Origin of the sequence: Streptomyces sp. NPDC006259 (assembly GCF_042870975.1) — a bacterium.
In the GTDB taxonomy this organism is placed as follows: domain Bacteria; phylum Actinomycetota; class Actinomycetes; order Streptomycetales; family Streptomycetaceae; genus Streptomyces.
Map to the genome: position 1 here is coordinate 185585 of NZ_JBIAHY010000007.1, position 17768 is coordinate 203352.

Below are 17768 nucleotides of genomic sequence, written 5' to 3' on the forward strand. Positions count from 1 at the left end.
ACCGAGGGCGCCGCCGGGCAAGGAGGGCCGCATGACCGTACGGCGAGTAATGGGCATCGAGACGGAGTACGGGATCTCCGTCCCCGGTCACCCGAACGCCAATGCCATGCTCACCTCGTCCCAGATCGTCAACGCCTACGCGGCGGCGATGCACCGGGCCCGCCGGGCCCGCTGGGACTTCGAGGAGGAGAACCCGCTGCGAGACGCCCGAGGCTTCGACCTCGCCCGTGAGGTCGCCGACTCCAGCCAGCTCACCGACGAGGACATCGGCCTCGCCAACGTGATCCTCACCAACGGCGCCCGCCTCTACGTCGACCACGCCCACCCCGAGTACAGCTCCCCCGAGGTCACCAACCCCCGGGACGCCGTCCTGTGGGACAAGGCGGGCGAACGCATCATGGCCGAGGCCGCCGAGCGGGCCGCGGCGCTCCCCGGCGCCCAGCCGATCCACCTCTACAAGAACAACACCGACAACAAAGGCGCCTCCTACGGCACCCACGAGAACTACCTGATGAAGCGGGAAACCGCCTTCTCGGACATCGTGCGCCACCTCACGCCCTTCTTCGTCTCCCGCCAGGTCTTCGCCGGCGCGGGCCGGGTCGGCATCGGTCAGGACGGGCACGAACACGGCTTCCAGCTCAGCCAGCGCGCGGACTACTTCGAGGTCGAGGTCGGGCTGGAGACGACGCTCAAGCGCCCGATCATCAACACCCGCGACGAGCCGCACGCCGACGCCGAGAAGTACCGCCGCCTCCATGTGATCATCGGCGACGCGAACCTCTCCGAGATCTCGACGTATCTGAAGCTGGGCACGACGGCCCTGGTCCTGTCGATGATCGAGGACGGCTTCATCGCGGTGGACCTGGCGGTGGACCAGCCGGTCCGCACCCTGCACCAGGTGTCCCACGACCCGACCCTGAAGCGACTGGTCACCCTGCGCAGCGGCCGCACGCTCACCGCCGTCCAGCTGCAGATGGAGTACTTCGAACTGTCGCGCAAGTACGTGGAGGAGCGGTACGGCGCCGACGCCGACGACCAGACCAAGGACGTCCTGGCGCGCTGGGAGGACACCCTCACGCGCCTGGAGAACGATCCGATGAGCCTGGCCGGCGAGCTGGACTGGGTGGCCAAGCGCGAGCTGATGGAGGGCTACCGGCGCCGCGACGACCTCGACTGGGACGCCGCCCGCCTCCACCTGGTCGACCTCCAGTACGCCGACGTACGGCCCGACAAGGGCCTGTACAACCGTCTGGTGGCCCGTGGGCGGGTGAAGCGGCTCCTGGACGAGACGGAGGTCGAAAGGGCTGTGGGCAAGCCTCCCGAGGACACCCGCGCGTACTTCCGCGGCCGCTGTCTGGAGCAGTACGCCGACGACGTCGCGGCGGCCTCCTGGGACTCGGTCATCTTCGATCTGCCGGGCCGCGACAGCCTCCAGCGGGTCCCAACCCTGGAACCGCTTCGCGGAACGCGAAATCACGTCAAGGCGCTCCTGGACCGCTGTCGCACGGCAGAAGACCTGGTCAGGGTCCTGTCGGGCAACTGAACGATTACCCGGGCCGGGTCGTCCCGCAGGGTGGAAAACCCGGCCAGAGGGAATCATCGAGATGGCCCCCGTACGTTGTAGGAACTGCGGGGCCGATGTCGGACCCTGCTTGTAGGGTCTGATCAAGAACGTCGAACCGAGCGGGGTGAGGGGTTATGGCGACCAAGGACACCGGCGGCGGACAGCAGAAGGCCACGCGCAACACCGAGGAGGTCGAGGAGCAGACTGCGGAGACGCAGGGTTCCGAGGACCTCAAGGAGCGCCAGGAGAAGTTGAGTGACGACGTGGACTCCGTCCTCGATGAAATCGATGATGTACTCGAAGAGAATGCCGAGGATTTCGTGAGGTCCTTCGTTCAGAAGGGTGGCGAGTAGCCTGACCTTTGATTCAAAGGTGCAGGCGGGGGTTGCTCGGAGTGAACGAAGAGTCAGCATCGAGGCGTTGTTCGCGGTGCAAGCAGGACTTGCCGCGTGTGGCGTTCGCGAGTAATAAGTCCATGCCCGATGGTCTCCAGGTGTACTGCCGGGAGTGCTCTGCGGAGTACTACCGGCAGCGCCAGGAGGCCAGGGGGAAGAAGGTCCGGGAGAAGGTCCTGGTCCCGCAGGGACACAAGCGGTGTCCGCAGTGCGAAGAGGTGAAGCCTCATTCGCAGTGGGAGCGCAACAAGTCCTCGTCGGACGGTTGGTCGAGCTACTGCCGTGAGTGTCGAGCCGAGCGGAATCGGATCAGTTACTTCAAGCGCAAGTACGGTCTCACTCCAGTGGAGTTGGACGCGTTGGTCGCGGCGCAGCGGGGCGTCTGCTGGATATGCCTTGATGCTCCCGCCGCACATGTGGATCACTGCCACAAGACGGGTAGGGTCCGAGGCGTACCGTGCTTCAGCCGCAACGCCGGGCTGGGGCAGTTCAAGGATCGGCCCGATGCCATAAGGCGGGCTGCTGCTTACGTGGAAGGAATCGCGTGGAAGCCAACACTCGTAGCACCGGGCGTCTACCGGCTGCCTTCCTGACGCCCGGGTCCTCGTCCTTCATGGACTTCCTGTCGGACCACCAGCCGGAGCTGCTGCCCGGGAACCGGCAGCTTCCCCCGATGCAGGGCGTGATCGAGGCGCCGCACGGCACGACGATCGTGGCCGTGACCTTCCCCGGCGGTGTGGTGCTCGCCGGTGACCGTCGCGCGACCATGGGCAACGTCATCGCGCAGCGCGACATCGAGAAGGTGTTCCCGGCCGACGAGTACTCGGCCGTGGGGATCGCCGGCACCGCCGGCCTGGCGGTGGAGATGGTCAAGCTCTTCCAGCTGGAGCTGGAGCACTTCGAGAAGGTCGAGGGCGCCCAGCTGTCCCTGGAGGGCAAGGCGAACCGGCTGTCGACGATGATCCGCTCCAACCTCGGCATGGCCATGCAGGGCCTCGCCGTGGTTCCGCTCTTCGCCGGTTTCGACGTGGACCGCGGCCGGGGCCGGATCTTCTCCTACGACGTCACGGGCGGCCGCTCCGAGGAGCACAACTTCGCGGCGACCGGTTCGGGGTCGGTCTTCGCGCGCGGGGCCATGAAGAAGCTGTACCGCCGTGATCTGAGCGAGGACGACGCCACGACGCTCGTGGTCCAGGCGCTCTACGACGCGGCGGACGACGACTCGGCGACCGGTGGTCCCGATGTCGCCCGCCGGATCTACCCCATCGTCACCGTGATCACCGACGACGGTTTCCGCCGGCTCACCGACGACGAGTCCTCCGAGATCGCCCGCTCGGTGCTGGCGCGCCGTCTGGAGCAGCCGGACGGTCCCCGGGCCGCGCTGCTGTAGCCGGCCGCCCCCTGGCAAGGTGATCGAGTGACTTCCACAGAAAGGGACGGATAACCGGTGTCGACGCCGTTCTATGTCTCACCCCAGCAGGCGATGGCCGACCGTGCGGAGTACGCGCGCAAGGGCATCGCCCGCGGTCGCAGTCTGGTCGTGCTCCAGTACGCCGACGGGATCGTGTTCGTCGGCGAGAACCCGTCCCGCGCGCTGCACAAGTTCAGCGAGATCTACGACCGGATCGGTTTCGCCGCGGCCGGCAAGTACAACGAGTACGAGAACCTCCGCATCGGCGGTGTGCGGTACGCGGATCTGCGTGGTTACACCTATGACCGTGACGACGTGACCGCTCGCGGTCTCGCCAATGTCTACGCTCAGACGCTGGGCACGATCTTCTCCTCGGCGGGCGAGAAGCCGTACGAGGTGGAGCTGGTCGTGGCGGAGGTCGGTGAGACGCCGGACGGTGACCAGATCTACCGGCTGCCGCACGACGGGTCGATCGTGGACGAGCACGGTTCGGTCGCGGTCGGTGGCAATGCCGAGCAGATCAGTGGCTATCTCGACCAGCGTCACCGGGACGGCATGAGTCTTGCCGAGGCCCTCGAGCTGGCTGTCCAGGCCTTGTCCCGCGACACCAACGGCACGCAGCGGGAGATTCCCGCGGAGCGCCTGGAGGTGGCGGTCCTGGACCGTACGCGTCCGCAGTCGCGCAAGTTCAAGCGGATCGTCGGCCGGCAGCTGGGGCGGCTGCTGGCGATCGACGGTGCGTCGACCGAGGCGGAGAGCGCCGAGGAGCCCGACGAGAAGTAACCGGATTCGCCTCTTCCGATGTGCCCCGGCCGGAGTCACGGCCGGGGCACAGGTGTCTTCTCAGGCTCTGGGTGGGGCCGTGGAGCCCCGGACGACCAACTGGACGGGAATCCTCCCCGCCTCCGGCGTACGGCCCTCCAGGACGGCCAGCAGGGCCCGCATGCCGTGTTCGCCGAAGAGTTCGGCGTCCAGTCGCACGGTGGTCAACTCGGGGTCTAGGGCGGCGGCCAGGGCGATGTCGTCCACGCCGGTGACGGAGATGTCGTCGGGTACCCGCAGCCCGCGCCGCCGCACGGCCTTGTAGACCCCGGCGGCGAGCTTGTCGTCGTCGCAGACGACGGCGGTGGGGCGGGGGCCGGGGAGGTCCAGGGCGCTCTCGGTGGCTCCGCGGGCGCCCTCGATGGTCATCGGGGTGGGGGCGGTCCGCAGGGAGGTGCCGGCGACGGCGCCCAGGCGTGCGGCCAGCTCGCGTGCGCGTACGTCGAAGGTCCAGGAGGGCACGTCGGACGCCAGGTGCAGGAAGTGCCGGTGGCCGAGGTCCAGCAGGTGCTCGGCGACCTGGCGGGCGCCGTCGGCGATGTCGAGGTTGACGGTGGCCGCCCCGAGGCTGCCGTCGGGGTCGCTGTCGAGCATGACGAGGGGCAGTTGGTCGCCGCGGATGGCGGTCAGGGCGTCGGCGGCCATGGAGGAGGCGAGGACGCCGTCCAGGGCCGCCGGGGCGGAGGCGAAGGGGTCGGGGGCGGGGCCGATGCCCTCGGGGGAGGGGTAGAGCACCACGCCGAAGCCGTGGGCGGCGGCGAGTCGGGCCGCGCCCGTGTAGACGCCCGCGAAGAACTCCGTGGTCAGCTCGGGGACGACGAGCAGGATGGTGCGGGTGCGGCCGAGGCGCAGGTTGCGCGCGGCCAGGTTGGGCCGGTAGCCGAGGTCCCGTGCGGTGCTGCGTACCCGCTCCGCCGTGGCCTCGGAGACCCGGCCGCGCCATTTGTCGCCGAGGACCAGTGAGACGGCGGCCTGGGACACCCCCGCGGCCCGGGCGACGTCACGGCTCGTCGGGCGCGTGCTACCTGGTGCCACCGTGGGCCTGCTCTTTCGTGTGGACGCGTGAACAGCGCACATGGTACGTATGACCGCGACACGTTATACGTAAAACCTGGGCGGCGCGGACCGCCTCGGGCGAGCCGACGGAGGCGGGACATGGCCGCGGGATACCTGGAGATCCTCAGGGCGCGACACGCGGCCCGGCTCCTCGTCGGCACGCTCGTGGGACGGCTGCCCAACGCCACGGGCGCCATCGCGATCGTGCTGTTCGTGCGCGCCGAGGGCGGCAGCTACACCCTCGCGGGCGCCCTGGCGGCCGTGTACGGCGTCGCCAACGCTGTCGGGCAGCCCCTGCTCGGCCGCCTCGTCGACCTGCGCGGCCAGCCGCGCGTGCAGTTGCCCGCCGCCCTCGCCGCGGCGCTGGCCATGGGCGTCTTCGCCTTCACGGGCATCGCCCCGCTCGCGCTCGCGTACGTCTCCGTCGCGGCCGCCGGGCTGTTCACCCCGCCGCTGGAGGGCGGCCTGCGGGCGTTGTGGCCGTCGGTGCTGCGCCGGGAGGACCAGGTGCACACCGCGTACGCCATGGACGCGGTGGCCCAGGAGGTGATGTTCACCGTCGGACCGCTGCTGGTGACCCTGTGCACCGCGCTCTGGTCCGCGCAGGCCGCACTGCTGATACTCAACGCGCTCGGTGTGCTGGGCGCGCTGAGCGTCGTGGTCTCCGCGCCCTCGCGCGCGTGGCGCTCCGCCCCGCGCGCGGCCCACTGGCTCGGCGCCCTGCGCTCGCCCGGCCTGCTCGTGCTGCTGGGCGCCTTCCTGTTCATCGGCATCGCCCTCGGCTCGATCACCGTGGCCTCGGTGCCGTACGCCGACGACCACGGCGGTGACGTGGTGTACGGCTGGCTGATGGCCGCCCTCGGGCTGGGCGCGCTCGTCGGCGGGGTGGCGTACGGGGCGCGGCGGTGGGTGGGGGTGCCGGAGCGGCGACTGCGGGTCCTGGTGGCGTTCCTGGCAGTCTGTTATCTGCCGCTGATGCTGATGCCGGACGCGGTGGCGATGGTGGCGCTCACCGCGCTCGCCGGGGTGTTCCTCGCCCCCGCTCTCGCCTGCGCCTTCGTCCTCATCGACCGGCACGCGCCGCGCGGCACGGTGACCGAGGCGTTCTCCTGGCTGGTGACCACGTTCACGGTCGGCCACTCGCTCGGGACGGCCGTCGCGGGGCCGGTCGTCGAGGCGGGCGGCGCCCAGTGGGGGTTCGCCGTGCCGAGTGCGGCGGGCGCCGTGGCCCTGGTGGTTTTGCTGGCCACGGGGCGGGTACTGGCGGTTCCCGCCGGAAGTGGGGTTGTTGCGGCTTCATCGGAAAATGATCCAAACCGTGCTGCCGAACCCCGTTTCAGTTCAGGGGATCGGGCGTAATGTTCACTCATGGACCGCCGCATTTTCGGGCTGGAGAACGAGTACGGCGTCACGTGCACGTTCAGGGGACAGCGCCGCCTGTCGCCTGACGAGGTGGCGCGGTACCTCTTCCGCCGTGTCGTGTCATGGGGCCGAAGCAGCAATGTCTTTCTGCGGAACGGCGCCCGCCTCTATCTCGACGTGGGATCGCATCCGGAATACGCGACACCCGAATGTGACAACGTGACCGAACTGGTCACCCACGACAAGGCCGGCGAGCGCATTCTCGAAGGACTCCTGGTGGACGCGGAACGACGCCTGCACGAGGAAGGAATCGCGGGCGACGTCTACCTCTTCAAGAACAACACCGACTCGGCCGGCAACTCCTACGGTTGTCACGAGAACTACCTGGTGGCCCGGCACGGGGAGTTCTCCCGGCTCGCGGACATCCTCATCCCGTTCCTGGTGACCCGGCAGCTGCTGTGCGGCGCCGGGAAGGTGCTGCAGACGCCCCGCGGGGCCGTCTACTGCGTCAGCCAGCGGGCCGAGCACATCTGGGAGGGCGTCTCCTCGGCGACGACCCGCTCGCGGCCCATCATCAACACCCGCGACGAACCGCACGCCGACGCCGAGCGCTACCGCCGGCTGCACGTCATCGTGGGCGACTCGAACATGTCCGAGACGACCATGCTGCTCAAGGTCGGCGCCACCGACCTGGTGCTGCGCATGATCGAGGCGGGCACCGTGATGCGCGACCTGACCCTGGAGAACCCGATCCGGGCGATCCGCGAGGTCAGCCACGACATCACGGGCCGGCGCAAGGTACGCCTGGCCAGCGGCCGGGAGGCCTCGGCGCTGGAGGTGCAGCGGGAGTACTACGAGAAGGCCGTGGACTTCGTCGAGCGCCGCGGCATCCGCACCGGCACCGTCGACCAGGTGCTGGAACTGTGGGGCCGCACGCTGGACGCGATCGAGGCCGAGGACCTCGACCGCATCGGCACCGAGATCGACTGGGTCATGAAGTACAAGCTCATCGAGCGGTACCGGGCCAAGCACAACATGACCATGTCGCACCCGCGCGTGGCGCAGATAGACCTCGCCTACCACGACATCCACCGTCGTCGTGGCCTCTACTACCTGCTGGAGCGCAAGGGGCAAGCCGCCCGGATCTGCAACGACCTGAAGATCTTCGAGGGCAAATCGGTCCCCCCGCAGACCACTCGGGCGCGACTGCGCGGCGATTTCATCCGCCGGGCGCAGGAACAGCGGCGGGACTTCACCGTCGACTGGGTCCATCTCAAGCTCAACGACCAGGCGCAGCGCACCGTGTTGTGCAAGGACCCGTTCCGTTCGGTGGACGACCGGGTGGAGAAGCTGATCGCCGGAATGTGACCGGACATCGCGTACGCCGCTGACGGCGGAACGCTATGAGGGCGTCGTACGTTTCCCGTACGGCGCCCTTGTCACGTCGACAGGGGGATCCCGGGGACAGCCTCCGGACCCGGCCGACGCGAAGGGAGCCGAAGACTGAATCGGCACCGGATCGTCAGTAAGGTAGCGCGCACGCCATCAGGAAGATCAACCGATTACGAGGCCCCCACCGTGCGCCGACGCTCACTCATTCTCGCCGCCGTACCCGCAGGACTGGTCACACTCGCCGGATGCGGGGACGACGACAAGTCCGACTCGTCGAGCAAGGTGGACAGCAGCGCGTCGCCGTCCGCCTCGGCCCCCTCCGCCGCGCCCGCTCCCAAGATCGTCGACGGGCCGCTCCCGGCCATCACCGCGGGCACGAAGTTCGGGCAGAAGCCCACGGTCGCCAAGGGCGCTGGCAAGCCCTCCGACCAGCTCGCCGTCAAGACGGTCATCGCGGGCGGCGGCCGGCCCGTCGCGGAGGGCGACTACATCCTGGCCCACTACCTCGGCCAGATCTGGGACACCGGCAAGGTCCTCGACAACTCCTACGACGGCAAGGCGCCCCGGCTCGCCCAGATCGCGCAGGGCAGCACCATGGAGGGCTGGCGCTACGCCCTCACCGGGAAGAAGACCGGCAGCCGCGTGGAGTTCGCCGTGCCGCCCACCTGGGGTTTCGGCAAAGAGGGCAAGGCGGAGCTGGGCGTCGAGGGCACCGACACGATGGTGTTCGTGTTCGACATCCAGGACACCTTCAACGGCAGGAGTTCGGCCAAGGGCAAGGACGTCCCCCAGGACGACGCCGCCGTGCCGGTGGTCGGCACCAACACGGACGGCAAGGCCCCCGCCATCAAGATCCCCAAGACCGATCCGCCGAAGAAGCTCGTGGCGAACTACGTCATCGAGGGCGACGGCGCGGTCGTCGCGGCCGACGAGACCGTCCTCGTGCAGTACAAGGGCGTCATCTGGGACACCGGCAAGGAGTTCGACTCGACGTACAAGAGGTCCGCGCTGACCTCGTTCTCGCTCCAGCAGGTCGTCAAGGGCTGGGGCCAGGGCCTGACCGGCAAGAAGGTCGGCAGCCGCGTCGTCATCGTCATCCCGCCCGCCCTGGGCTACGGCGACCAGCCCCCGGCCGGCAGCGGCATCGAGAAGGACTCCACGATGGTCTTCACGGTGGACATCCTCGCGAAGATGTGACGCCGCCGTGATGTAAGACTGTGCCTGTTGCCTTTCCGCGAACAAGCAGGAGCGTAAGACGTGAGCATCGAGAAGCCCGAGATCGACTTCCCGGGCGGCGAGCCCCCGGCGGACCTCGAGATCAAGGACATCTGGGAGGGCGACGGTGAGGTGGCGCAGGCGGGCCAGACCGTCTCCGTGCACTACGTCGGTGTCGCCTTCAGCACCGGCGAGGAGTTCGACGCGAGCTGGAACCGCGGCACTCCGTTCCGCTTCCCGCTGGGCGGCGGCCGGGTCATCAAGGGCTGGGACCAGGGCGTGCAGGGCATGAAGGTCGGCGGCCGTCGCCAGCTGACCATCCCGGCCCACCTCGCCTACGGCAACCAGAGCCCGACCCCGGCGATCAAGCCCGGCGAGACGCTGATCTTCGTGGTCGACCTGCTCGGGGTCTGATCGTCGTACGACCGGTCTCGACCAGCTGGGGCCCATGCCTGTCCGGGCGTGGGCCCTCGGCTTTTGCCCGGGCACCGCGGAGCGGTACGGTCATCCGTCTGAACCACCATGAGAAAGGCGAAGGGCGTCGATGGCCATTGCCAAGGCAGAGCGGCTGATGAACCTGGCGCTGTGTCTGCTCGGGACGCGGCGGCCGCTCAGCAAGCGCGAGCTGCGCGACTCCATCGAGGCCTACGTCGAGGCGTTCGGTTCGGGCAGGGGCGGGACCGGCTCGGACGACTCCTTCAACCGGATGTTCGAGCGGGACAAGGACGACCTGCGCGAGCTGGGCCTGGTCATCGAGACCGTCGAGAGCCTGGACGGCGAGATCGGCTACCTCGCCCGCCGCGACAGCAACCGCCTGCCGGCCATCACCCTCGACGCCGAGGAGGCCGCGGCCCTGGGACTGGCCGCCAAGGTGTGGCAGCAGGCCAGGCTCGCCGGCGCGGCCAGCGGCGCCCTGCAGAAACTGCGCGCGGCCGGCCTGCCCGAGGACGTCGACCCGTACGAGCCGCACAGCGCCCTGGAACCACGCATCCCCGTCCACGAGGCCGCGTTCGAGCCGCTGATGCTGGCCTGCCGCGACCGCCGCCCCGTCGACTTCGACTACCGCAAGGCCACCGCCGCCCGCCCCGAGGCCCGGCACGTCGAGCCGTGGGCCCTGGAGTGCTGGCGCGGCCACTGGTACCTCGCGGGCTGGGACCGCGACCGCGGTGCCGAACGCGTCTTCCGGCTGTCCCGGATCACCGGCAAGGTGCGCTCGCGCGGTACGGCGTTCACGGCGCCGGTGCCCGATGTGGTCACCATCCGCGAGACCGTCGCCAGTTGGGCGGGGGAGACCGCCGACCGCAGCGCGCTGATCCGGCTGCGCGGCGGCTCCGGGTACCCCCTGCGGGCGAGGGCCACGGCGGTGCGGGAACTCGGAGACGGCTGGGACGAGTTGGAGATTCCGTACGGACACGGGCTGGACGCCTGGCTGGTGGAGTTCGGGCCGGACGTGGTCGTGCTGGAGCCCGCGGAGCTGCGGGCCGACGTCGTGGACCGGCTGCGTGCCGTGGCCAAGGGCTGAGGGGGAGCGAGCAACACAGTGGCAGGCAAACCGGCCAGGCCGGCGAACGCGATCGACCAGACCCGGCGGATGCTCTCCCTGGTGACGTACCTGCGGGAGCGCCCCGGCGCGCGCATCGAGGACGTGGCACGGGCCTTCGGGATCACCGAGGACGAACTGGTCTCCGACCTCGACGTGCTGCCCATGTGCGGCACCAGCTTCCGCGGCGGCGACCTGCTCGACATCGACACCGACGGTGAGCGGATCTGGTGGCACAACCCGGCCGCCCTCGGCGCGGACGCCGCCGAGCCGCTGCGGCTGGCCGCCGACGAGGCGACCGCGCTGCTGGTGGCCGCCCGCGCGGTCGCGACCCTGCCGGGCCTGCGCGAGAGCGACCGCCAGGCCCTGCTGCGGGCCACCGCCAAGGTGGAGACCGCGGCCGGGGAGGCGGCGGGCGCCAGTTCCCGCCTGTCGGTGACCTTCGAGTCCGAGGGCGGGGTCTTCGCCGACGTGGACCGCGCGATCTCCGAACGCCGCCGGCTGTGGATCCGCTACTACTCGCCCGCCCGCGACGAGGTCACCGAGCGCGAGATCGACCCCATCCGCCTCGTCAGCGTCGGGCACACGTACGTGGAGGCCTGGTGCCGCCGGTCCGAGGCGCGCCGCACCTTCCGTCTCGACCGGGTCGCCGAGATCAGGATCCTCGACGAGCCCTCCGCGCCGCCCGAGGTCGAACTGCGGGACCTGTCGGAGGGGCTGGTCCAGCCCGCCGCCGAGGATCCGGAGGTCGTCGTCGAGGTGGGACCCGGCGGACGCTGGGTCGCCGAGTACTACCCGCACGACAGCGCCGACGAACTCCCCGACGGCGGCCTGCGCATCACTGTGCGCACGCCCGAGCCGGCCTCGCTGCGGCGGCTGGCCCTGCGCCTCGGCCGGGACGGCCGCATCGTCTCGCCGCAGGACCTCGCCGACAGCGCCCGCCGCGCCGCGCGCGAGGCACTGGCGGCCTACGACGGCGTGGAGGCCGAGGGCGCCGGGGGACACGGCGGGACCGCGCACCCCGCCGGTGGGCGGGGCGGTGCGGGTCGCGCCCAGGTGCCGACGCCGGGCGACGGACGGGAGCGGCAGCTGTGAGCGAGTCGGCGACGACGTCCGGTGTGCGGGACATCTCCGTGGCCTCGGCGTTCGCGGGGATGAGGAGCGTGGCCCCGGTGGTCTTCAGGGCGGGCTGCCCGGACTGCCGCGGCCGTTTCGAACTGGCCGCCGGTGCGCTGCGGCTGGCCATCGGCGCCTCCAGCCGCACCACCTTCTACTCCTTCACCTGTCCCGACTGCGGCGCCGCCGTGCGCAAGCCGGCCGGTGAACGGGTCGTCGAACTGCTCACCGGTGGCGGGGTCAGGACCCTGCGGCTGCACACGCCGTAGGAAGGTCTAGGCTCGGCGTCATGTTCTGGCCGATGTTCGCGGTAGCCGTGGGTTTTCTGGGTCTCGCCGTCCTCGCGGTGTTCGCCGTCCGGGTCTTCCTGGAGGCGCGGCGCCTCGGCCTCCAGGTCTCGGACTCCGCGCACCGCATCAACCGGGCCGCCGAGGAGCTGGAGCGGGCGTCCCTGAGCGTGGCCCGCGCCGCGGACACCCTGTGACGACCGCTGTGGCCGTCCTGTGAGTCCCGCGTGGAACGCGTTTTGGGTCACTTCGCCCTCCCCTCGCGGCGGTTCCGGCAGGTACGCTGCTGGTCGCGGTCCGGAGAACGAGGCCCGGAACGCGGACCGGGAGTACGCACGGGGATTGCCTCACGTTTACCCCTGAGCGTTACGATCGCTGTCAGCACGATCGCTCGGACAACTGTCCGACCGGTCGGACAGCAGTCCCACCCAGCCGCCTCGGTGAGAAGGTAAAGACTTATGTTCGGAAGGCTCGGCGCCCCCGAGATCATTCTCATCCTCGTCGTCATCATCCTGCTGTTCGGCGCGAAGAAGCTTCCGGACATGGCGCGCTCGCTCGGCAAGTCCGCGCGCATCCTCAAGAGCGAGGCCAAGGCGATGAAGGACGAGGGCAGCAGCACGGCCACCCCGGCCGGCCCGCCCAACGACGGCGAGCAGCCCCCCGCTCAGCGCACCATCCAGGCCTCCCCCGGTGACGTGACCAGCTCGCGCCCGGTCAGCGAGCCCACGGATTCGACCAAGCGCTGACGCAGGGCCGGTGACCTCCGGCCCGCCGCACGAGATGGGAACGTGGGTTGCTCAAGTCTGCCCGCAAGAAGGAGAAGGACCCAGAGGGGCGGATGCCCCTCGCGGAGCACCTTCGTGAATTGCGCAACCGACTCGCGAAGGCCTTGCTGGCCATCGTCGTCGTGACGATCGTCGCCGCCTTCTTCTACAAGGACATCATCGAGTTCTTCACGAACCCGATCCTGACCGCGGTGGGGTGCGATTCGACCTTCTCGGAGCTGGCGCAGCAGGACAGCGGCAACTGCGCCCGCATCGTTCTGAACGGTCTGCTCACCCCGTTCACGCTCGCCCTGAAGGTCTCCCTGATGGCGGGTGTGATCTTCGCATCCCCGGTCTGGCTGTACCAGTTGTGGGGCTTCGTCGCGCCGGGCCTGCACAAGCACGAGCGCAAGTACGCCTACGCGTTCGTCGGCACGGGTGTCCCGCTGTTCATCGGCGGTGCCTTCTTCGCGTACAAGACGCTGCCGGCCATGGCGAAGGTGCTCCTCGAGTTCTCACCGGCGGATCTGGACAACCAGCTGCCGCTCGACGACCTGCTCGACCTCATCGTCCGCATGGTGCTCGTCTTCGGCCTCTCCTTCGAACTGCCGTTGCTGCTGGTGATGCTCAACCTGACCGGCGCTCTGACCGGCCGGCGCATGATGAGCTGGTGGCGCGGCATGATCATCGGCATCACCGTCTTCGCGGCGGTGGCCACGCCCAGCACCGACCCGCTGACCATGCTGGCGCTCGCCGGGCCGATCTGGATCCTCTACTTCTTCGCGACCGCGTTCTCCCTCCTGAACGACCGCCGCAAGCGCCGCCGGGAAGCCCTGGAGCCCGCCGACGACGAGGCCTCGGAGCTGGATCTCACCCCCGAGCCCATCGGCGAGGTCGAGGCGGTGGCCCCCAGCCGGGCGCTCCCCGGCCAGGCGACCGCGGAGCGGGTCAACGGCTACGACGACGTGACCTGAGGCACCGGGACGGACCCGTACCACGGCCGGGACGCCCACGGAGGCGCCCCGGCCGCGCGCGTCCGGGGCCCGCAGCGGGGCCATCCTGACGTCCTGAACTGCGCGGACGCGGGTTTCGCGGCAGTGGATCCGGATAATGATCGTCCTGTTGTCAGTGCGGCCCGGTACGGTGGAAAGCACGATGACAGAGGACCTCTCACCGGCCGAGCGGTACGCGGCAGCCCGTAAGCGTGCTGTCGAGCAGGCCACCGCGCTCGCTTCCTTCCGCGAGATGTACGACTTCGGTCTCGACCCCTTCCAGATCGAGGCCTGCCAGGCGCTGGAGTCGGGCAAGGGCGTCCTGGTGGCCGCCCCCACCGGCTCGGGCAAGACGATCGTCGGCGAGTTCGCCGTCCACCTCGCCCTCCAGCAGGGCAAGAAGTGCTTCTACACGACCCCCATCAAGGCGCTGTCCAACCAGAAGTACGCCGACCTGAGCCGTCGCTACGGCGCGGACAAGGTCGGCCTGCTGACCGGCGACAACAGCGTCAACTCCGACGCCCCGGTGATTGTGATGACCACCGAGGTCCTGCGGAACATGCTGTACGCCGGCTCGCAAACCCTCCTCGGCCTCGGGTACGTGGTGATGGACGAGGTGCACTACCTCTCCGACCGCTTCCGGGGCGCCGTATGGGAGGAGGTGATCATCCACCTCCCCGAGTCGGTCACCCTGGTCTCCCTGTCGGCGACCGTGTCCAACGCCGAGGAGTTCGGCGACTGGCTCGACACCGTGCGCGGTGACACCGAGGTGATCGTCTCCGAGCACCGGCCCGTGCCGCTGTTCCAGCACGTGCTCGCCGGGCGACGGATGTACGACCTGTTCGAGGAGGGCGAGGGCCACCGCAGGGCCGTCAACCCCGACCTCACGCGACTGGCCCGCATGGAGGCCAGCCGGCCGTCCTACCAGGACCGCAAGCGCGGCCGCAACATCCGCGAGGCCGACCGGGAGCGCGAGCGCAGGCAGCGGTCGAGGGTGTGGACGCCCGGACGCCCCGAGGTCATCGAGCGGCTCGACGCCGAGGGCCTGCTGCCCGCGATCACGTTCATCTTCAGCCGGGCCGCCTGCGAGGCCGCCGTCCAGCAGTGCCTGCACGCGGGGCTCCGGCTCAACGACGACCAGGCACGCGAACGGGTCCGCGCCCTGGTGGAGGAGCGCACCGCCGCCATCCCCGACGAGGACCTGCACGTCCTCGGCTACTACGAGTGGCTGGAGGGCCTGGAGCGGGGCATCGCCGCCCACCACGCGGGCATGCTGCCGACCTTCAAGGAGGTCGTCGAGGAACTGTTCGTGCGCGGGCTGGTCAAGGCCGTCTTCGCCACCGAGACCCTCGCCCTCGGCATCAACATGCCCGCCCGCTCGGTGGTGCTGGAGAAGCTCGTCAAGTGGAACGGCGAACAGCACGCCGACATCACCCCCGGCGAGTACACGCAGCTCACCGGCCGGGCCGGCCGACGCGGCATCGACGTCGAGGGACACGCAGTCGTGCTGTGGCAGCGCGCCATGAACCCCGACCACCTGGCCGGACTCGCGGGCACCCGCACCTACCCGCTGCGCTCCAGCTTCAAGCCGTCGTACAACATGGCGGTCAACCTGGTCCAGCAGTTCGGGCGGCACCGCTCGCGCGAGCTGCTGGAGACCTCCTTCGCGCAGTTCCAGGCCGACCGGTCGGTCGTCGGGATCTCCCGGCAGGTGCAGCGCAACGAGGAGGGACTGGAGGGCTACAAGGCCTCCATGACCTGCCACCTCGGCGACTTCGAGGAGTACGCGCGGCTGCGCCGTGAACTGAAGGACCGCGAGACGGAACTGGCCAAGCAGGGCGCGGCCCAGCGGCGCGCCGAGGCGGCGGTGGCGCTGGAGAAGCTGAAGCCGGGCGACGTCATCCACGTGCCCACCGGCAAGTACGCCGGGCTGGCGCTCGTCCTCGACCCGGGCCTGCCCGCCGGACGGGCCAACGGCCATCGCGGGTTCGACCACCAGGACGGGCCGCGCCCGCTCGTGCTGACCGCCGAGCGGCAGGTCAAGCGGCTGGCCACGATGGACTTCCCGGTGCCCGTGGAGGCGCTGGAGCGGATGCGCATCCCGAAGACGTTCAACCCGCGCTCGCCGCAGTCCCGCCGGGACCTCGCCTCGGCGCTGCGCACCAAGGCCGGCCACATCGAGCCGGAGCGCGCCCGCAGGGGCCGGTCCCAGGCCGCCGACGACCGGGAGATCGCCCGGCTGCGGGCCGAGCTGCGCGCCCACCCCTGCCACGGCTGCTCCGACCGCGAGGACCACGCCCGCTGGGCCGAGCGCTACTACCGGCTGCTGCGCGACACCTCGCAACTGGAGCGCCGGATCGAGGGCCGGACGAACACCATCGCCCGCACCTTCGACCGGATCGTGGCCCTGCTGACCGAGCTGGACTACCTGCGCGGCAACGAGGTCACCGAGCACGGCAAGCGGCTGGCCCGGCTGTACGGCGAGCTGGACCTGCTGGCGAGCGAATGCCTGCGGGCCGGCGTCTGGGAGGGCCTCGCGCCCGCCGAACTCGCCGCCTGCGTCTCGGCGCTGGTGTTCGAGGCCCGGACCAGCGACGACGCGATGGCCCCGAAGCTGCCCTCGGGCAAGGCCAAGGCCGCGCTCGGCGAGATGGTGCGGATCTGGGGCCGGCTGGACGCCCTGGAGGAGGACTTCCGGATCAGCCAGACCGAGGGCGTCGGCCAGCGCGAGCCCGACCTCGGCTTCGCCTGGGCCGCCCACATGTGGGCCTCGGGCAAGGGCCTGGACGAGGTCCTGCGGGAGGTCGAGATGCCGGCCGGGGACTTCGTGCGGTGGTGCAAGCAGGTCATCGACGTCCTCGGGCAGATCGCGGCGGCCGCGCCCCCGGAGAGTTCGTCGGTGGCGAAGAACGCCCGCAAGGCGGTCGACGCACTGCTGCGGGGCGTCGTGGCCTACTCCTCGGTGGGCTGAGCCGGCGGGCGTGCCGCGGGACGTGCGCGGGCGCGGTCGGGAGGCCGCGCGCTGGCCTTCGGGCACCGCGCCGCCCCGCCGCGCCCGCCTCGGCCATGCCAGGTCGGCGGCGGCCCCTGCCCGCGCCGGTGGCGCCGGCGCCCGTGGGGCCCGCTGGCGGTCACGCGCCCGGAGGCGGAGCCGGCGGCCCGCGCCGCCACGCAGGGCGCGCCGTTCATCCCGTCGTCGGCGTCGAGCACGCCGCTGACGCAGGTCGCCGTGCCGATGGGGGACACCGAACGCTGCTGCGGGGCGTGCGCGGGCGCGATCCGGCGGTCGAGGCGCTCGGATCGGCCGTGGCGTCGGCCAGGTCCCGGGCCCTGCGGACCGTCCCTGCCGGACGGTTCGGGACCAGCAGAACCGGCCCCGCTTCGGCCCTGCCGGGGGGACCGCGCGCGCTCGCCTTCGGGCACCGCGCCGCCCCGCCCCGCTTCGGCCATGCAGGGGGAGGCCGCGCGCTCGCCTTCGGCCTCGCCCGGACGGCAGTGCGTCCCGAGGACGCCTCGATCCGTCGGTCGAGGCGCTCGGATCGGCCGTGGCGTCGGCCAGGTCCCGGGCCCTGCGGACCGTCCCTGCCGGACGGTTCGGGACCAGCAGAACCGGCCCCGCTTCGGCCCTGCCGGGGGACCGCGCGCGCTCGCCTTCGGCCTCGCCCGGACGGTCAGTAGGTCCCGAGGACGCCCCGGGAAAGCTCCCGAGGAGGCTCCGGGGGCGCGGAACGGCCGGGGTCCGACCCCTCCGCGCTGCGGGGGCGCGGAACGGCCGGTGGCCGACCCCTCCGCGCTGCGGGGGCGCGGAACGGCCGGTGGCCGACCCCTCCGTACCGCTGTGCCCGCCCGCCG

General features: G+C 70.7%; 17 protein-coding genes. 16 read left to right on the top strand and 1 reads right to left on the bottom strand.

What is annotated here, in order from left to right; all coding sequences use genetic code 11:
• Nucleotides 1-31: 31 nt before the first annotated feature.
• The 5 genes from dop (at nt 32) to prcA (ending at nt 4153) form a co-directional block, all read left to right on the top strand.
• On the top strand, nt 32-1543 hold the full coding sequence (dop, locus tag ACFYO5_RS28555; RefSeq protein ID WP_388714050.1) for a depupylase/deamidase Dop: 1512 nt from the start codon (nt 32-34) through the stop codon (nt 1541-1543).
• 155 nt (nt 1544-1698) lie between these two features.
• Nucleotides 1699-1917 (top strand): ubiquitin-like protein Pup, encoded by a 219-nt coding sequence (locus ACFYO5_RS28560; protein WP_007380863.1) that lies wholly within the window; start codon nt 1699-1701, stop codon nt 1915-1917.
• 122 nt (nt 1918-2039) lie between these two features.
• Nucleotides 2040-2552: an endonuclease VII domain-containing protein gene (locus ACFYO5_RS28565; protein WP_388714053.1), complete on the top strand. Its 513-nt coding sequence runs from the start codon at nt 2040-2042 to the stop codon at nt 2550-2552.
• A complete protein-coding gene (prcB, locus tag ACFYO5_RS28570; RefSeq protein WP_388714056.1) occupies nt 2504-3349 on the top strand; it encodes a proteasome subunit beta in 846 nt (281 codons plus the stop codon). The genes ACFYO5_RS28565 and prcB overlap by 49 nt, the downstream gene beginning before the upstream one ends.
• A 57-nt stretch (nt 3350-3406) precedes the next feature.
• Nucleotides 3407-4153: a proteasome subunit alpha gene (gene prcA / locus ACFYO5_RS28575; protein WP_356563350.1), complete on the top strand. Its 747-nt coding sequence runs from the start codon at nt 3407-3409 to the stop codon at nt 4151-4153.
• Between the two features lie 60 nt (nt 4154-4213).
• Here prcA and ACFYO5_RS28580 read toward each other — a convergent pair whose 3' ends face one another.
• A complete protein-coding gene (locus ACFYO5_RS28580) occupies nt 4214-5227 on the bottom strand; it encodes a LacI family DNA-binding transcriptional regulator (RefSeq protein WP_388714059.1) in 1014 nt (337 codons plus the stop codon).
• 120 nt (nt 5228-5347) lie between these two features.
• Between ACFYO5_RS28580 and ACFYO5_RS28585 the strand changes: the two genes are divergently transcribed.
• From ACFYO5_RS28585 to ACFYO5_RS28635, 11 genes are all read left to right on the top strand, one after another.
• Nucleotides 5348-6607, top strand: coding sequence for an MFS transporter (locus tag ACFYO5_RS28585; RefSeq protein ID WP_388714062.1), 1260 nt, complete (start codon nt 5348-5350; stop codon nt 6605-6607).
• A 9-nt stretch (nt 6608-6616) separates the two neighbouring features.
• Nucleotides 6617-7978, top strand: coding sequence for a Pup--protein ligase (pafA, locus tag ACFYO5_RS28590; protein WP_020117715.1), 1362 nt, complete (start codon nt 6617-6619; stop codon nt 7976-7978).
• A 210-nt stretch (nt 7979-8188) separates the two neighbouring features.
• Nucleotides 8189-9199, top strand: a complete 1011-nt coding sequence (locus ACFYO5_RS28595) for an FKBP-type peptidyl-prolyl cis-trans isomerase (protein WP_388714066.1) — start codon at nt 8189-8191, stop codon at nt 9197-9199.
• Nucleotides 9200-9259: 60 nt separating this feature from the next.
• Nucleotides 9260-9631, top strand: coding sequence for an FKBP-type peptidyl-prolyl cis-trans isomerase (locus tag ACFYO5_RS28600; RefSeq protein ID WP_073495330.1), 372 nt, complete (start codon nt 9260-9262; stop codon nt 9629-9631).
• Between the two features lie 130 nt (nt 9632-9761).
• Nucleotides 9762-10739 (top strand): WYL domain-containing protein, encoded by a 978-nt coding sequence (locus tag ACFYO5_RS28605; protein ID WP_356563342.1) that lies wholly within the window; start codon nt 9762-9764, stop codon nt 10737-10739.
• A gap of 18 nt (nt 10740-10757) precedes the next feature.
• On the top strand, nt 10758-11852 hold the full coding sequence (locus ACFYO5_RS28610; RefSeq protein WP_388714070.1) for a helix-turn-helix transcriptional regulator: 1095 nt from the start codon (nt 10758-10760) through the stop codon (nt 11850-11852).
• Entirely contained in the window at nt 11849-12142 is a 294-nt protein-coding gene (locus ACFYO5_RS28615) for a hypothetical protein (RefSeq protein ID WP_356563338.1), read from the top strand. Before ACFYO5_RS28610 ends, ACFYO5_RS28615 begins: the two co-directional genes overlap by 4 nt.
• 20 nt (nt 12143-12162) lie before the next feature.
• Nucleotides 12163-12357: a hypothetical protein gene (locus ACFYO5_RS28620; RefSeq protein WP_356563336.1), complete on the top strand. Its 195-nt coding sequence runs from the start codon at nt 12163-12165 to the stop codon at nt 12355-12357.
• 261 nt (nt 12358-12618) lie between these two features.
• A complete protein-coding gene (gene tatA, locus ACFYO5_RS28625) occupies nt 12619-12906 on the top strand; it encodes a Sec-independent protein translocase subunit TatA (protein ID WP_356563334.1) in 288 nt (95 codons plus the stop codon).
• A 47-nt stretch (nt 12907-12953) separates the two neighbouring features.
• On the top strand, nt 12954-13898 hold the full coding sequence (gene tatC / locus ACFYO5_RS28630; protein ID WP_356563332.1) for a twin-arginine translocase subunit TatC: 945 nt from the start codon (nt 12954-12956) through the stop codon (nt 13896-13898).
• 136 nt (nt 13899-14034) lie between these two features.
• Nucleotides 14035-16887 carry a DEAD/DEAH box helicase gene (locus tag ACFYO5_RS28635; protein WP_388714075.1) on the top strand — a complete coding sequence of 951 codons (2853 nt, stop codon included), beginning with the start codon at nt 14035-14037 and terminating at the stop codon, nt 16885-16887.
• The last annotated feature ends 881 nt before the right edge of the window (nt 16888-17768 follow it).

Bases quoted from the DNA above. Each gene is read 5' to 3' on its own strand.
- dop (WP_388714050.1), top strand. From the start codon at position 32: ATGACCGTACGGCGAGTAATGGGCATCGAGACGGAGTACGGGATCTCC.
- ACFYO5_RS28560 (WP_007380863.1), top strand. From the start codon at position 1,699: ATGGCGACCAAGGACACCGGCGGCGGACAGCAGAAGGCCACGCGCAAC.
- ACFYO5_RS28565 (WP_388714053.1), top strand. From the start codon at position 2,040: ATGCCCGATGGTCTCCAGGTGTACTGCCGGGAGTGCTCTGCGGAGTAC.
- ACFYO5_RS28585 (WP_388714062.1), top strand. From the start codon at position 5,348: ATGGCCGCGGGATACCTGGAGATCCTCAGGGCGCGACACGCGGCCCGG.
- pafA (WP_020117715.1), top strand. From the start codon at position 6,617: ATGGACCGCCGCATTTTCGGGCTGGAGAACGAGTACGGCGTCACGTGC.
- ACFYO5_RS28605 (WP_356563342.1), top strand. From the start codon at position 9,762: ATGGCCATTGCCAAGGCAGAGCGGCTGATGAACCTGGCGCTGTGTCTG.
- ACFYO5_RS28620 (WP_356563336.1), top strand. From the start codon at position 12,163: ATGTTCTGGCCGATGTTCGCGGTAGCCGTGGGTTTTCTGGGTCTCGCC.
- tatA (WP_356563334.1), top strand. From the start codon at position 12,619: ATGTTCGGAAGGCTCGGCGCCCCCGAGATCATTCTCATCCTCGTCGTC.
- ACFYO5_RS28635 (WP_388714075.1), top strand. From the start codon at position 14,035: ATGATCGTCCTGTTGTCAGTGCGGCCCGGTACGGTGGAAAGCACGATG.